Annotated in this window: 17 protein-coding genes; 2 read left to right on the top strand and 15 right to left on the bottom strand. The window is 49.1% G+C overall.

Going from position 1 to position 13,001, the window contains the following annotated elements; all coding sequences use genetic code 11:
- Nucleotides 1-144: 144 nt before the first annotated feature.
- The 8 genes from AOU00_RS22455 to AOU00_RS22420 all read right to left on the bottom strand — a co-directional run bounded on the left by AOU00_RS22455 (nucleotide 145) and on the right by AOU00_RS22420 (nucleotide 6,044).
- A complete protein-coding gene (locus AOU00_RS22455) occupies nucleotides 145-378 on the bottom strand; it encodes an acyl carrier protein (RefSeq protein WP_007429985.1) in 234 nt (77 codons plus the stop codon).
- A gap of 108 nt (nucleotides 379-486) precedes the next feature.
- Nucleotides 487-1,236, bottom strand: coding sequence for a 3-oxoacyl-[acyl-carrier-protein] reductase (gene fabG / locus AOU00_RS22450; protein ID WP_025721716.1), 750 nt, complete (start codon nucleotides 1,234-1,236; stop codon nucleotides 487-489).
- A 50-nt stretch (nucleotides 1,237-1,286) separates the two neighbouring features.
- The gene (fabD, locus tag AOU00_RS22445; protein ID WP_069291710.1) at nucleotides 1,287-2,231 is read right to left on the bottom strand and encodes an ACP S-malonyltransferase; all 945 of its coding nucleotides are present in this window, start codon (nucleotides 2,229-2,231) and stop codon (nucleotides 1,287-1,289) included.
- 81 nt (nucleotides 2,232-2,312) lie between these two features.
- Nucleotides 2,313-3,302, bottom strand: a complete 990-nt coding sequence (locus AOU00_RS22440; RefSeq protein WP_069291709.1) for a beta-ketoacyl-ACP synthase III — start codon at nucleotides 3,300-3,302, stop codon at nucleotides 2,313-2,315.
- Nucleotides 3,303-3,310: 8 nt separating this feature from the next.
- Nucleotides 3,311-4,303 (bottom strand): phosphate acyltransferase PlsX, encoded by a 993-nt coding sequence (gene plsX, locus AOU00_RS22435; RefSeq protein WP_061832012.1) that lies wholly within the window; start codon nucleotides 4,301-4,303, stop codon nucleotides 3,311-3,313.
- The gene (gene fapR / locus AOU00_RS22430; protein ID WP_069291708.1) at nucleotides 4,287-4,883 is read right to left on the bottom strand and encodes a transcription factor FapR; all 597 of its coding nucleotides are present in this window, start codon (nucleotides 4,881-4,883) and stop codon (nucleotides 4,287-4,289) included. Before fapR ends, plsX begins: the two co-directional genes overlap by 17 nt.
- A 281-nt stretch (nucleotides 4,884-5,164) precedes the next feature.
- On the bottom strand, nucleotides 5,165-5,338 hold the full coding sequence (rpmF, locus tag AOU00_RS22425) for a 50S ribosomal protein L32 (protein ID WP_007429979.1): 174 nt from the start codon (nucleotides 5,336-5,338) through the stop codon (nucleotides 5,165-5,167).
- 187 nt (nucleotides 5,339-5,525) lie between these two features.
- Nucleotides 5,526-6,044 carry a YceD family protein gene (locus tag AOU00_RS22420; RefSeq protein WP_069291707.1) on the bottom strand — a complete coding sequence of 173 codons (519 nt, stop codon included), beginning with the start codon at nucleotides 6,042-6,044 and terminating at the stop codon, nucleotides 5,526-5,528.
- 355 nt (nucleotides 6,045-6,399) lie between these two features.
- On the opposite strand from AOU00_RS22420, the gene AOU00_RS22415 reads away from it, so the two are divergent.
- The gene (locus AOU00_RS22415; RefSeq protein WP_069291706.1) at nucleotides 6,400-7,635 is read left to right on the top strand and encodes a nucleotidyltransferase; all 1,236 of its coding nucleotides are present in this window, start codon (nucleotides 6,400-6,402) and stop codon (nucleotides 7,633-7,635) included.
- On the opposite strand, the gene AOU00_RS22410 is transcribed toward AOU00_RS22415, so the two are convergent.
- A complete protein-coding gene (locus tag AOU00_RS22410) occupies nucleotides 7,625-8,656 on the bottom strand; it encodes a YlbL family protein (RefSeq protein ID WP_069291705.1) in 1,032 nt (343 codons plus the stop codon). The genes AOU00_RS22415 and AOU00_RS22410 overlap by 11 nt on opposite strands.
- Nucleotides 8,657-8,855: 199 nt before the next feature.
- On the opposite strand from AOU00_RS22410, the gene AOU00_RS22405 reads away from it, so the two are divergent.
- Nucleotides 8,856-10,139 (top strand): nucleoside recognition protein, encoded by a 1,284-nt coding sequence (locus AOU00_RS22405; RefSeq protein WP_069291704.1) that lies wholly within the window; start codon nucleotides 8,856-8,858, stop codon nucleotides 10,137-10,139.
- Here AOU00_RS22405 and coaD read toward each other — a convergent pair.
- Genes coaD through AOU00_RS22380 form a run of 6 tightly spaced genes read right to left on the bottom strand, consistent with a single transcriptional unit; the run spans nucleotide 10,102 to nucleotide 12,842 of the window.
- A complete protein-coding gene (gene coaD, locus AOU00_RS22400; protein ID WP_013309846.1) occupies nucleotides 10,102-10,623 on the bottom strand; it encodes a pantetheine-phosphate adenylyltransferase in 522 nt (173 codons plus the stop codon). The genes AOU00_RS22405 and coaD overlap by 38 nt on opposite strands.
- Nucleotides 10,616-11,257 carry a 16S rRNA (guanine(966)-N(2))-methyltransferase RsmD gene (rsmD, locus tag AOU00_RS22395; protein ID WP_069291703.1) on the bottom strand — a complete coding sequence of 214 codons (642 nt, stop codon included), beginning with the start codon at nucleotides 11,255-11,257 and terminating at the stop codon, nucleotides 10,616-10,618. The genes coaD and rsmD overlap by 8 nt, the downstream gene beginning before the upstream one ends.
- Before the next feature lie 45 nt (nucleotides 11,258-11,302).
- Nucleotides 11,303-11,551: a hypothetical protein gene (locus AOU00_RS22390; protein ID WP_069291702.1), complete on the bottom strand. Its 249-nt coding sequence runs from the start codon at nucleotides 11,549-11,551 to the stop codon at nucleotides 11,303-11,305.
- A gap of 21 nt (nucleotides 11,552-11,572) precedes the next feature.
- The gene (locus AOU00_RS25980; protein WP_081330746.1) at nucleotides 11,573-11,695 is read right to left on the bottom strand and encodes a cyclic lactone autoinducer peptide; all 123 of its coding nucleotides are present in this window, start codon (nucleotides 11,693-11,695) and stop codon (nucleotides 11,573-11,575) included.
- A gap of 6 nt (nucleotides 11,696-11,701) precedes the next feature.
- Nucleotides 11,702-12,217, bottom strand: coding sequence for an accessory gene regulator ArgB-like protein (locus AOU00_RS22385; RefSeq protein ID WP_069291701.1), 516 nt, complete (start codon nucleotides 12,215-12,217; stop codon nucleotides 11,702-11,704).
- A complete protein-coding gene (locus AOU00_RS22380; RefSeq protein WP_061831346.1) occupies nucleotides 12,210-12,842 on the bottom strand; it encodes a hypothetical protein in 633 nt (210 codons plus the stop codon). Before AOU00_RS22380 ends, AOU00_RS22385 begins: the two co-directional genes overlap by 8 nt.
- Between the last annotated feature and the right edge of the window lie 159 nt (nucleotides 12,843-13,001).

Below are 13,001 nucleotides of genomic sequence, written 5' to 3'. Positions count from 1 at the left end.
TTAGTAATGCCGCATACTTCTCAGCCTTTGACTAAGTGAAGCTGAGCCAAACTCAAAAACACGCGGCAATTCCGTCTTTAGTTCAATCTGTATAATTATGAGAAAGTCCCGCCTGTAACAGAACGGGACTTTTGATGACATGAATTAGGTATGAGATTGTATGTACTTCACAACTTCACCTACAGTTGTAATTTTCTCTGCATCTTCATCAGAGATTTCCATATCAAACTCATCTTCCAATTCCATTACCAATTCAACTACATCGAGAGAATCAGCGCCTAAATCATCTTTAAAAGATGCTTCAAGTGTAACTTCGGCTTCGTCGGCTCCCAAACGGTCAACGACAATGCGTTTTACGCGCTCCAATACATCGGACATCCGGCTCACCTCCTCTTAGGTATTATACGAAAATTACAATTAAAATGCCATAGAAGAGAGTTTTCATTGACAACTCTTCATCGGGGCATGCGGATTGGCAACATGCTACTACATATACATGCCGCCATCCACATGCAAAGTCTGGCCCGTCATATATGAGGAAGCATCCGAGGCCAAGAACAGCACCACGTCAGCAATTTCCTCAGGCCGTCCAAGACGGGCCAGCGGTATACCGCTAAGCATATTGTCACGCAAATCATCAGCCAGTACCTGCGTCATCTCAGTATCGATGAATCCAGGAGCCACACAGTTCACTGTAATACCTCTCGACGCAAGCTCTCGAGCAGAGGATTTGGTAAGACCAATTACCCCTGCTTTAGCAGCAACGTAGTTGGCTTGTCCTGCGTTGCCAAGTACACCGACCACGGAGGAGATATTGATAATTCGGCCAGAACGCTGCTTCATCATTGGACGTGTTGCCGCCTTAAGACAATTAAACACACCCTTCAGATTCGTTTCGATCACCTGATCGAATTCCTCTTCCTTCATGCGCATGATTAAATTATCTCTTGTTATGCCGGCATTATTCACCAGGATGTCAATCTTGCCCCAAGCGCCAATCACATCCTTGATCAACTGATCTGCTTCGTCAGCGCGACCGACATTAGCCTGAACTGTAATAGCCTCTACACCTTTGGCACGAATCTGCTCTGCTACCTCAGTCGCAGCCGCTTCACTACCAGCATAGTTTACTGCCACATTAGCGCCTGCTTCAGCCAGCGCCAGCGCGATACTACGGCCAATTCCGCGCGACGCTCCCGTAACGAGCGCCGTTTTTCCACTCAATGGCTTAGACATCATAGTCCCCCCTTGCAAGTATATAACCCGTTAAGGCAATGATTATACTTTTAACGGGCCTCCAAGGCTTCCGTTACAGAAGCAAACGACTCCAGGCTGCTTATATTATACAGCTTAACCGTTTTGTCGATTTTTTTAACCAGTCCAGTCAAAACACTTCCCGGTCCAAACTCAACAAAGGTGTCAACACCTTGTTCTAGTAGCCATGTTACACTGTCTTCCCACAGTACCGGAGAATAGACCTGATCCACCAACAGTTGGCGGATTTCGCTCCCCTCACGTACAGGTTTAGCTGTTACATTGGCAACAACCGGAATCTGAGCTTTCGAGAAAGTTACAGCCCCCAACTTGCCGGAGAGCTTGGTCGCTGCTTCCTTCATCAATGATGAGTGGAAAGGACCGCTAACCTCCAGAGTAATAGCGCGCTTGCCTCCTGCTTCCTTCACACGTTCAGCGACAGCAGCTACGCCCTCCTTCGTACCAGATACAACAATTTGTCCGGGACAATTGATGTTGGCTAGTTCGACCAGTTGACCAGACTCCGTAATATCTCGGCACAATGCTGCCAATGCTTCACGATCAGCTCCCAACACAGCAGCCATCCCGCCTTGCCCATCAGGAATGGCCTGCTCCATGAACTCGCCACGTGTACGAACGATCTCAACCGCATCCTCAAAAGCGAGGACACCGGAAGCGACTAGCGCGCTATATTCTCCTAGACTGTGTCCAGCCACATAATCGGGATGAATGCCCATTTTTTCCTTGAAGGCTTCATACAACGCAATGCTCGCCGTTAACAGTGCAGGCTGCGTATTGGATGTTTGCTTCAAAGCTGTGTCCGGCCCTTCAAAAATCAGTGTGCTTAGTGCGAACCCTAACCGTTCGTCCGCTTGGCGAAATACTTCTGTTGCAGCTGGAACTGCTTCATAAGCATCTTTAGCCATACCTACAGCTTGTGAACCCTGACCGGGAAATATAAATGCCGTTTTGCCCATCGTGTATGCACCTCTCTGTATCCAATGCTTGTCCTGTAAAACACTACACAAATCCAATATTATATCAAAACTTCCAACTAATTACCAGACAAGAACCGACGCTCCCCAGGTCAAGCCACCGCCAAAGCCCACCATTAATACACGGTCGCCTTCCTTCATGCGGCCTTCCTCAGCTGCTTCCACAAGAGCGAGAGGGATTGATGCTGCAGATGTATTCGCATATTTATGAACATTAACAACTACCTTTTCCTCTGGTAAATCCAGACGTTGCATCGCCGATTGGATGATGCGAATATTGGCTTGATGCGGAACGAACAGATCAATATCATCTTTGGACAGCCCTGCTTTTTCCAACACATCAACCGTTGCCGTTCCCATAACACGAACCGCGAACTTGAACACTTCGCGTCCGTTCATGTATATGTAGTGCTGTTTATTTTCCAGTGTGTCTGCACTCGCAGGCAAACGCGAGCCTCCTGCTTCCAACTTGAGTAAGCTGCCTCCGGCACCTTCAGCCCCGAGATCAAAGGATTGGAATCCTCTACCTTCAGGCACTTCGCCAATCACTACAGCTCCTGCACCATCTCCGAATAGAACACAGGTATTGCGGTCGGTATAATCTGTAATCCGAGAAAGACAGTCTGCCCCAATGATTAATGCATTATTATAAATACCTGTCTTAATGAAGCTCGTTGCCGTAGCCAATCCGTATACAAAACCCGAGCATGCCGCAGACAAATCGAAAGCTGCTGCGCCTTTGGCTCCCAATTTGTCCTGAAGAATGCAGGCAGTTGACGGAAACGCCATATCCGGTGTAACCGTAGCTACAATAATTAAATCCAGATCCTGTGCCGTCATACCCGCGGACTCCAACGCCTTAATTGCTGCTTCATAAGCTAAATCAGATGTAGCCTGTTCTGGAGCCGCAATATGGCGCTCCTGAATCCCTGTACGGCTGACAATCCATTCATCACTCGTTTCTACGATTGCTTCCAAATCTTTATTGGTTAGAATTTTCTCAGGTACGTATTTCCCTGTTCCGATAACACCAACCGGCCGTAATTTATTCATATCGTCACTCACTTCCTGCTGATTTCCTTGGATATACTTTCCACCAACCGGTTTTGCAAGGCCGTACGAGCCTGCCTTACCGCGTTTTTGACGGCAACGCCGTCAGACGAACCGTGACTTTTCAGGACGAGTCCACTCAAACCCAGCAAAGGAGCCCCGCCATGCTCTTTATAATCCAATTTACCTTTCAGACTGCGAAGCTCAGGCATAATCAAGGCTGCCGCAAGCTTGGTCTTCAAGGATTTGGTGAATTGCTCTTTTAAGAGAGAAAATATGGCTCCGGCTGTACCCTCCAGTGATTTTAGCATGATATTCCCAGCAAATCCATCACACACCAGTACATCGCAATTCCCGGTTAACACATCTCTCGATTCAACATTACCCACAAAATTGACAGGTAACTGCTCAATAAGTGGAAATGCCAACTTCGTCAGTTCATTGCCCTTCCCAGCTTCAGTCCCCACATTCAGCAGACCCACCCTTGGAGAAGTCACACCGTGAACTTTCTGACGATACAAACTCCCCATCAGTGCATACTGGGCAAGATGCTCAGGCTTGGCATCCATATTGGCTCCCAAGTCAAGCGCCAGAATACCCTGATCATCAATCGTTGGTATCATCGGCGCGAGAGCCGGACGTTCAATGCCTTCCATTCTTCCAACCACCAGCAACCCTGTGGTCATTAGCGCGCCTGTATTACCTGCAGATATCATGGCATCCGCTTCGCCTTCTCTGACCATTCGACCAGCCACGACCATCGAAGCATCCTTTTTACGGCGCACTGCCTTTACAGGCTCGTCCTGCGCATCTATCGTTTCGGATGCATGGCGAATGCTAAGGTTCGTCGGCAACGCCCTGCCGTTCAGAACCGATTCAATTCGTTCCCGGTCACCAACCAGCGTAATGTCCGTATCCTTCCATTCCGCCGCCGCAGATAGCGCGCCCTCTACTGTCGCCTCAGGAGCATTATCTCCCCCCATGGCATCAATGGCGATCCGCATGCTGACTTCCTCCTTCGCTATACTCTTCCTCCGTGGAGCGATAAATGACAAAGTTGCCTTGGAACACCATTTCTTCTCCTACGTAGGCAAAGACTTCCACTTTAGCCTTCCCTTTTTGTTCTGGATTGGAGCGTACATATGCCTTGGCAATGCACTTCTCACCTAAATGAACCGGGCGGACAAAGCGTATATCCGCTGACGCGGTCAATGCTATCTCATCATTAATCACGGCAACGGCCAATGAATTGGCCTGGGCAAATACATAATGCCCCCGCGCAATGCCAGTACGCGAAAAAATATGTTCCTCTTTAATCTCAAAAATCGAAATACCGCTTCGATCCAACTGTAGATCAACGATATCCCCGATCACTTCATGCAAAGGCAAGGAACGAACCTGGTCGTAGGAGCGCTCAGCCATCAGCTTTATCCGTTCCCGCAATTCCGGGATTCCCAGTTCCATCCGGTCCAGCCGAATAGTCTGAATACTTACCTTCAGCTGTCTTGTCAATTCCTGATCCGTTACGAACGGATTATCATCAATTAATTGAGTCAGCCGCTGCTGTCTCTGTCTCTTCGGCAAACGTTCGATGTCAGTGACGCCTCCTTTCCCTACAATAAACTGTCGTTCAGACGACAGTTTGGGTTACTTTACTTCACTTTCTAACGGCGAGACTTCAAGCCGATTTGTCTTCTTGTATGTATAAAGGAACCCCTTCGGCCCTTCTTTCTTAGAACCTGGTACTAAAACAGTATATAGCATGCTGACGTAAAAAGGAAGCATGCAGACAAAAAAAGTAGCGCCTCACTGAAGTGAAGCGCTACTCTTTCTGCGAAGATTCCAAAGAATCCGCTTATCGGACATTATTGAGAGATGATCTCTCTAGCTTTGTACGTTCCGCAAACTTTGCACACATGGTGAGCAAGTTTCAATTCGCCGCATTCGGAGCATTTCACCATACCTGGTACTGCCAGTTTAAAGTGAGTACGACGTTTGTCGCGACGAGTTTTGGATGTTCTCCGTTGAGGTACTGCCATTCTTCCCACCTCCTTAACCAGATCAACCCCGCATAACGGGTATGACTTCTTATCTCATTCAAGACTGAAAGAAAATGCTAGAAGCAATTATCTTACAGCCGGTGAATCAAGCCTGCAACATCCACACATCGGTTCAGTAACTCTCCGGCATAAGCGGATGATGATTTTTCAGAATTGAACTCAATTCTCATTTAAAAAAATCCTTAAGCCCTGCTAGACGCGGATCAATCTTTTCCGTATTGCCATCGCTACTGTCATCGGAGCCAATACTCCAGTTTTGTCCGGTCTTTGGTGCGATTCCCTGACAATCCTCACTGCACAAAGGCGCAAACGGCACATGCAGTACAAACAGTTCTTCACAATACGGTGCAATGTCGAAGGAGTCCTCCGTCACTGCGATAAAATCGCCATCTTCATCCTCCTCTTCAACACTCGAAGAGGTTTGCTTGAACCGTTCACGGAATTCAATCTTTAAATCCTCGTGCATCGGGCTTAAACAGCGTGAGCACAGCATGTCCAGACCTGCGGTCAACGTGCCTTCCACGCTCATCAAGCCTTGACCCAGACTAACGGCGACCAAGTCGGTCTCCAGCGGGGAAACGGCCGTAACATCAGCACGATCATCCACCAATTCACTCACATTAAGAGATTCACGGATAGGAAAAGGACCGTCACTTGTTGCTACTTTGCGAAAAAATAGTTGCATCACTATCACTCCAAACAAACAAAAATTATTATACCGACTGATCGAGTCGTTTGTCAACACCTTTCACTTTACACCACTCACAAATCCACCGGTTTTCCAATGGTTCGACAAGTTTTATGCAGAAGCAAAAATGCATTGTGGTAAACATGTACTGATGAGTATTCGTACCCCCGCCACTCTTCGTGTACAATAATGCGAGTATAAAGCTTTTTCGTCCAGGTCTCAATGGTCTTGTTCATGCCGACGATGAAAAATCAGTATAGCTGCCCTGAAAACAAACATTGACGGGTACTTAACCATTATTATCAAAAGGGTTACCCAATAAGCTACTTTAAGGAAGGAGCCGACTACGGTCTTGAAAACACTCGGTATGATTGTAGAGTACAATCCCCTGCATAACGGACATGTCCATCACTGGGAGGAATCTCTTCGCATCACTGGTGCACAGCGCACAGTGGCTGTGATGAGTGGTCCTTTCCTTCAGCGGGGTGAACCCGCGATTACAGACAAATGGTCCCGCACCGAAATGGCACTCGCCATGGGTGTGGACCTAGTTCTGGAGCTGCCTGTGGCCTATGCCGTCCAGCCCGCAGAATGGTTTGCCCGCGGAACGGTCGCCCTGCTCCATGCGACGGGCATCGTCGACGCGCTCTGCTTCGGCAGCGAGAGCGGAGACATCGCCCCGCTGCGCGCGCTGGCTCGCGTGCTGGCGGCAGAGCCGGCCGAGCTCAAGGCCGGCATCGCGCAGCGCCTAAGCAGCGGCACGAGCTATCCCGCTGCCTACGCGGGAGCCGCAGCCGCGCTCGCGGCCGAAGGAGCGGACGGCGCTGCGCTCGCCGCCCTCATGCAGCAGCCCAACAATACGTTGGGGCTGCATTATTTGATTGCGCTGGAACGGCTGGGCAGCACAATCAAGCCCTTCACGGTAGCCCGCACGGGATCGGGCTACCACGAAGCCGTGGCCCCTGCGGACGGAGTCATCGCCAGCGCCACGGCCATCCGCCGTCTGCTGCTGGACGGCGGGCCGGAAGCCGCGTCACCGTACATACCTGCGGCGACACTGGAGATTTTGCGGCGCGAGTGGCAAGCTGAACGCGCGCCGCTGCACTGGGAAGCGTTCAGCCAGCCGTTGCTGAACGCCCTAATCACACGTAGCCCGCAGCAGCTGGCGGAGCTGCACGAGGTCACCGAAGGGCTGGAGCATCGTCTGCAGCAATCGCTGTACACGCTGTCCCAGCCTTCTGTGGAGGCCCTGCTCACCGCGATCAAGACAAGGCGGTATACTCGTACGAAGCTTCAGCGGATGTGTACACATATTTTGCTGAATCATGCCAAAGCCGATATGACTCCGGCTGAGCTGGCGAAAGGTCCGGGCTATATCCGCGTGCTCGGCTTTAACAGGGCTGGACGCGAGCTGCTGGCACGTATGAAGCAAACAGCCACCCTTCCGGTATGGGTCAAGCTGTCTGCCGGATCACATCCCCACCTGGACTGGGATACAGCCGCAGCCGCCATACACGCAGCCGGGATGCCACGTCCCGCCATCCGCGGCATGTATGCTGATTACTTGCGACCGCCCATTATGGTTTGATGGGCAGCTTTTCCATATAATTCAGCGCATCGCCAAGCTTGCGAACCGAAACAAGCTTCATCCGGCTTCCTATTTGCTCAGCTTTGGCCTTGGCCTCTTTATAATTATCCGCAGGGACGAAAAACAATTCCGCACCCTGACGGTCAGCAGCAACTATTTTGTACTTTGCACCACCAATCGCTCCAACCTGACCGTCCTTATCAATAGTACCCGTACCGGCTACACGATATCCCTTACTCAGATCACCTGGTGTCAGTTGGTTATAGATTTCCATGGTAAACATCAAACCTGCCGAAGGACCGCCAACATCCGTAGATGTAAAATGAATCGTTTTACGTTCATCCTTCGGCTCTACCTTCTGTACCGTGGCAATACTGACGCCAAAGCCAGAACGTTGCTTACCCGTCTCACTGTCCGTGATGGTCGTTAAGGGAGCTTGCACGGTCAGCAACTTTCCTTCGCGCTTTAGCTTCACTTTAGCCATTTTTCCCGATTTTTCGTCCTCTAAAGCCTTCCGAATGGAACGATTATCGGTCACCCGCACGCCGTTCAGCTCCAATATTTCATCTCCAGGCTCAAACACGCTGTTCGAGCCCGGGACCTTAAATACATACACATAATCCGGCACAATGCGATAGGGAACATGGGCACGGGTGTAGGCAGCCTCCATCGCGGAAGATTGGGAATCCCCCATATACCATACCTGCTCTGCCGCATATTCGTCTTCACTTCTTCCATGCAGACGATCCTCTTTGCGCTGAATCTCCGAATTGCGGTCCAGCTTGGACAGGCCCAACATAATAACATTGGCATAACGCGCCGATACGGTCGTCATCATAAAGGTCCCCCGTTCGATGCTGTCACCCTCCCGGACTTTAACCATCGGTTTGATCTCGTTAGCCCCACCTGGTCCATAGATCAGATAAGGGGTTGGCATATAGACCAGCACATAGACCATTGCAGCCAGTATTAAGACATAACCGGTTGTAAAAAAAACTCTTTTCCGGTTTATTCGTTTCATTGCTTCTCCCCCCCTTGCAGCCTAACTTCTCCTATCTTATCCAAGCGCCTCTGCGCCACCTGTTCTCAAGCCTTCCGAAAAAGCATACATTGTTTACGACAACGTATACGAACAACCTATCCCAAGACAACGAACGTGAATAAACACTGGAGACAGCATCCCACTCTCCTTAGTATATTTATGAGAGGTGAATTGTTTGATGCAAAAGGAAGCCCATTCCGCTCCTTATTGGACAACCATACTGCTTGGCCTCGGAGCCATTTTGCTTGTACTGGCTGTTGTCGCCTCACCAGAAGAAGTATTTCAAGCCTCTACTCAAGGCCTTAAGCTATGGTGGAGTATTATTTTCCCAGCCATGCTGCCTTTTTTGATGCTGTCCGAAATGCTCATCGCCTTTGGTCTAGTACATGGACTAGGTATCCTGCTGGAGCCGTTTATGCGATCCTGGTTCCGTCTACCCGGGCGAAGCGGCTGGGTGTTGGCCCTCGGCCTGACCGCGGGATTCCCCGCTGCAGCGGAAGCGGTGCGCCAATGGGCACAACAGGAGGATATGACTGCGTTTCAGCTTCGACGTCTAACCTCTATCGCTCATTTCTGCAATCCGATTACCATCCTGCTCGTCATCGGGACAGGGCTACTGCACAATGCTACCGCAGGCGTGATGTTACTTGCAGTTCACTGGATTTCCGGGCTGCTGACAGGCTGGATCACCGCCAGACTACCTGTATCGTCCAAAGAATTGCAAAAACGGGAAACGCCAGCTGCCCTACGGCGCACCTCAGTTTCCCGTACTTCTCCCTCCCTGATCCGATCCGCATGGGAAGCTACCCGCTCTGCCAGAGAACGGGACGGCCGCAGTTTCGGAAAACTGTTGGGCGAAACCGTATCCCATGCTGTACAGACGCTGATGGTGACAGGTGGATTCATTATTTTCTTTTCCGTACTGATTCGACTGCTGTCCATATACACAGGCCAAGGATCGCTTTCTTTCATATGGCCTGCCTGGATGGAAATCCATTTGGGTTCCTATGAAATCAGCCGTCTGCCCTACGATCTCCGTACACAAGCAGCCCTGATCAGTGCTGTGTTGGGCTGGGGCGGCCTGTGCGGCTGGCTTCAAATTACCGCCGTCACCAGACCTTCCGACAAGGGCATCACCTTCACCTTGTCACGAGTGCTCCATGGGATCATTGCTTTTGGACTTACCTTAGCGACATGGGTCCCGCTTAACCGCATCGTCAGCAATACAACTCCCGCTTACGTCAGTCGCAGTTCTGTGTCTTCTTTTGTGGAAAGCGTAAATGAATCCGCCACGCATCCTGTCATGACCGGAGCCAGCGGCTTACTAACACAAATAGAAGGAACATCTATGTACCCCTGGCAACTAACCGTACTGTCCATTGCGCTGCTGGGTACAATTATAGTTACCCTGCTGGCCTTTTCCTTTATGACTTCATGGTGGAGCCGCCGCGATTCGCGTTGACCTTCGCACGCAGCGCGTCTTCCACCTCCGGTGCCACCAGATCTACAACCTTGCCATCAAAATGCGCAATTTCCTTCACCATACTGGAACTCAGATATGAATAAGCCGGATTGGTCATCATAAAAATCGTTTCCGCATCCGGGTTCAGCTTATGATTTGTAGAGGCTAATTGCAGCTCATATTCAAAATCAGTCACCGACCGGATTCCTCTGACAATAACCTGGGCCCCTTTTTGACGTACATAATTAGCTGTCAGATCACGGAAGCTGTCCACTTCAACGTTCGGGATATCGCGAGTTACCGTTCGCAGCAGCTCCATTCGTTCCTCAAGTGAAAACAGCGGATTTTTACTAATATTGTTAAGAACCGCGACAATCAATAGATCAAACTGTCTGGCTGCTCTTTGAATAATATCCTGGTGCCCCATCGTCACGGGATCAAAGGTTCCCGGATATACGGCAATACGTGGTTTGTGCTCAATCATGATGGTCCTCCCCGTCTGATTCGCTGATGCCGAATTTGACCACTCCGGCTTCCGTATGTTCTACGACATCCGACAAAGCATCGGCTGCAAAATGATAAATAGATAACGCCGTTTCACCATAGACTGCTTTTCTGACCTGTTCGAACGGTCCGAAGCTTTCCGGATATTCATGTCCCGATTCATACTCCAGCACGATGATTGCATCTGAACGAAGCAAGTTCAACTCAGCCATACGGCTCATTAATTCATCTCCGTGTTTGAGACGATAGGGTGGATCGAGAAAAACAGCATCAAAAAGAGCTCCACGTTTTGCCAGCACCTTGAGCGCTCGTCCGGCATCATTGCGGAACACTTCAGCCTGTCCTTCCAGTCCAGTTTTTCGTAAATTTTCTTTAATGACATCAATGCTTTTGGATTCCATATCAATAAAAACAGCCTTGTCCATTCCCCGGCTAAGCGCCTCTATACCCAGGCCACCACCACCAGCAAACAGATCAAGTGCGACTCCCCCATCAAAATAAGGACCTATCATGCTAAATAGCGCTTCCTTGACCTTATCCGTGGTCGGTCGCGTCCCTGTGCCGGGAACTGCCTTTAACGGCCTTCCTTTGGCACTACCCGATACCACTCTCACGCTGAAACTCACCTATTTTCTATATGTGTTCATAACCATATAAGATTATGACGCTATCGTACCACATGCACCGCCGTTTGAAAAACTTAGGATGAGGCAGGTATAAAAAACCATTCCCTGGGCATCCTTAGGATATCGGCATTCAACCAATGTCGTAGACAACCGCGGAGAAGACTTACGTTTCCCCATAAGCTCTTCGTCCGGTTTCTCCTCTCCCATTCGGGCGCTTCTTTCATGGAGCGCCTGATTTTTTTGCATAAAAAGAAGCTGCCCCATAGCAGCTTTATGTATCATTTTTTCTATTCTAGGATTTGCTCATTTAAGCAGCTCTTCTGGGATATCGCCTTGATAAACATACACATAGCTCGCTACCGATACAGCAAATGCTGCAAACATAGACAGCGATGTCGCTATACCATATACTATTTTTCTCACCATTCCTCTTCACCTCCTTCCCCGAATCAATGTCAGGCTCTGGACGAAAAAAGCTACAGCCACTACAGAAGAACCGATTACAAAATTAGTACACACAAGTATGGAGGATAACAGTCGCAGGAGAGGGTAAAAACGAGCTGGGATACGCGACTGCTTTTCAATCCTGGATGGGGCAAAGCATAAAACAAGCATTAGGGCCACTCCGGTAAACAGGTTTGTCCACCAACTATTTAAGGCAATGCAGGATATGTAAGTAAAAGCTGCTGAGGTCACCAACACACATGCCATGCCCGTTTTCAAATGAATGCCTCCTGATATTTGGCGCAGTAGGGCGAAAGCGATGAGAATCGTTACAGCTTCTACCATCCGTCCCGTGAAGATTGAGGCGAATAGTGTTAACACGATGATCATGGACGCATTCAGAATGAGAGCAAGTGCGTATTTAAGTACCGCGACAGAGGCTGGATGATCAGGCACAGTACGTTTGATCTGGTTAGCAAGTTTGAAAGCCATCGCTTCAATCATCCCGGTATTCCTTTCCGATTGCATAATAGATGAAAAATCCCGAAACCAGTGCAAAAAATATCATACTTAACCATACCTCGTTATAGTAGAGCACAATAGAAGTTGAAATGAGAGACAGGATAATCAGCGTGATGACAATGCCATATTCCTCTTTGAACTTAAGCTTCTTGAAATTAGGGGAAAAGCCGATCCCTTTTCGATACAACATCAATGAAATAAGCAGTCCTACTGCCGCGCTTACCACTTGTAGCAGATAGCCCTTCAAGGACCCATCCTGCAGCTCAGAAACCGGAAGGTTGCCGAACATGACTTTTAAGAATACCGACTGAACAACGGCATATGCAAAATAACCTGTAACCGTCATAATACCGGACCACACAATCGGAATCTTCACGACCGTAGCGAGTAAAAAAATAAAAAGCAGCATATTTACGACAGGCACCAAATACGAAAGGGAAAACTCCTCTCGGAGCATATAACTTTGCATATTCATAATCAGGTTAACAAAAATGGCCTGCCAAAGATAAGGGGTCATTTTAACTTTAAAAATACTCAAAATCAGCGCAAAAACAGCTACTCCCTCAAGCGTGGAGAAAAGCAAAAAGCCGATTGGCTTCAAAAGCATGCGCGCATCTCCTTTACAATTCCAACCAACCTCATCGGTGTATTCAAAAACTTGGATGTACATCGAATATAAAGGGCTGGGAGCTACTTTTCAAGAGGTCTTTTCAATTATTTCATAGATTAATTCAAGCACTTCAACCAAATGTTATCGGATGCTGCT

It is taken from the genome of Paenibacillus polymyxa (assembly GCF_001719045.1).
In the GTDB taxonomy this organism is placed as follows: domain Bacteria; phylum Bacillota; class Bacilli; order Paenibacillales; family Paenibacillaceae; genus Paenibacillus; species Paenibacillus polymyxa_B.
Note: the sequence above shows the minus strand (reverse complement) of the source record. Positions and strands in the feature narration are given on the sequence as shown.

Coding starts and splice junctions, on each gene's coding strand:
- AOU00_RS22385 (WP_069291701.1), bottom strand. CDS start 12,217: ATGATTGAAGCGATGGCTTTCAAACTTGCTAACCAGATCAAACGTACT.
- coaD (WP_013309846.1), bottom strand. CDS start 10,623: ATGATTGAGCACAAACCACGTATTGCCGTATATCCGGGAACCTTTGAT.
- AOU00_RS22410 (WP_069291705.1), bottom strand. CDS start 8,656: ATGAAACGAATAAACCGGAAAAGAGTTTTTTTTACAACCGGTTATGTC.
- AOU00_RS22440 (WP_069291709.1), bottom strand. CDS start 3,302: ATGAATAAATTACGGCCGGTTGGTGTTATCGGAACAGGGAAATACGTA.
- rpmF (WP_007429979.1), bottom strand. CDS start 5,338: ATGGCAGTACCTCAACGGAGAACATCCAAAACTCGTCGCGACAAACGT.
- AOU00_RS22405 (WP_069291704.1), top strand. CDS start 8,856: ATGCAAAAGGAAGCCCATTCCGCTCCTTATTGGACAACCATACTGCTT.
- AOU00_RS22420 (WP_069291707.1), bottom strand. CDS start 6,044: ATGCAACTATTTTTTCGCAAAGTAGCAACAAGTGACGGTCCTTTTCCT.
- AOU00_RS22455 (WP_007429985.1), bottom strand. CDS start 378: ATGTCCGATGTATTGGAGCGCGTAAAACGCATTGTCGTTGACCGTTTG.
- AOU00_RS25980 (WP_081330746.1), bottom strand. CDS start 11,695: ATGGTGAGAAAAATAGTATATGGTATAGCGACATCGCTGTCTATGTTT.
- plsX (WP_061832012.1), bottom strand. CDS start 4,303: ATGCGGATCGCCATTGATGCCATGGGGGGAGATAATGCTCCTGAGGCG.
- fabG (WP_025721716.1), bottom strand. CDS start 1,236: ATGTCTAAGCCATTGAGTGGAAAAACGGCGCTCGTTACGGGAGCGTCG.
- fabD (WP_069291710.1), bottom strand. CDS start 2,231: ATGGGCAAAACGGCATTTATATTTCCCGGTCAGGGTTCACAAGCTGTA.
- AOU00_RS22380 (WP_061831346.1), bottom strand. CDS start 12,842: ATGCTTTTGAAGCCAATCGGCTTTTTGCTTTTCTCCACGCTTGAGGGA.
- AOU00_RS22390 (WP_069291702.1), bottom strand. CDS start 11,551: ATGATACATAAAGCTGCTATGGGGCAGCTTCTTTTTATGCAAAAAAAT.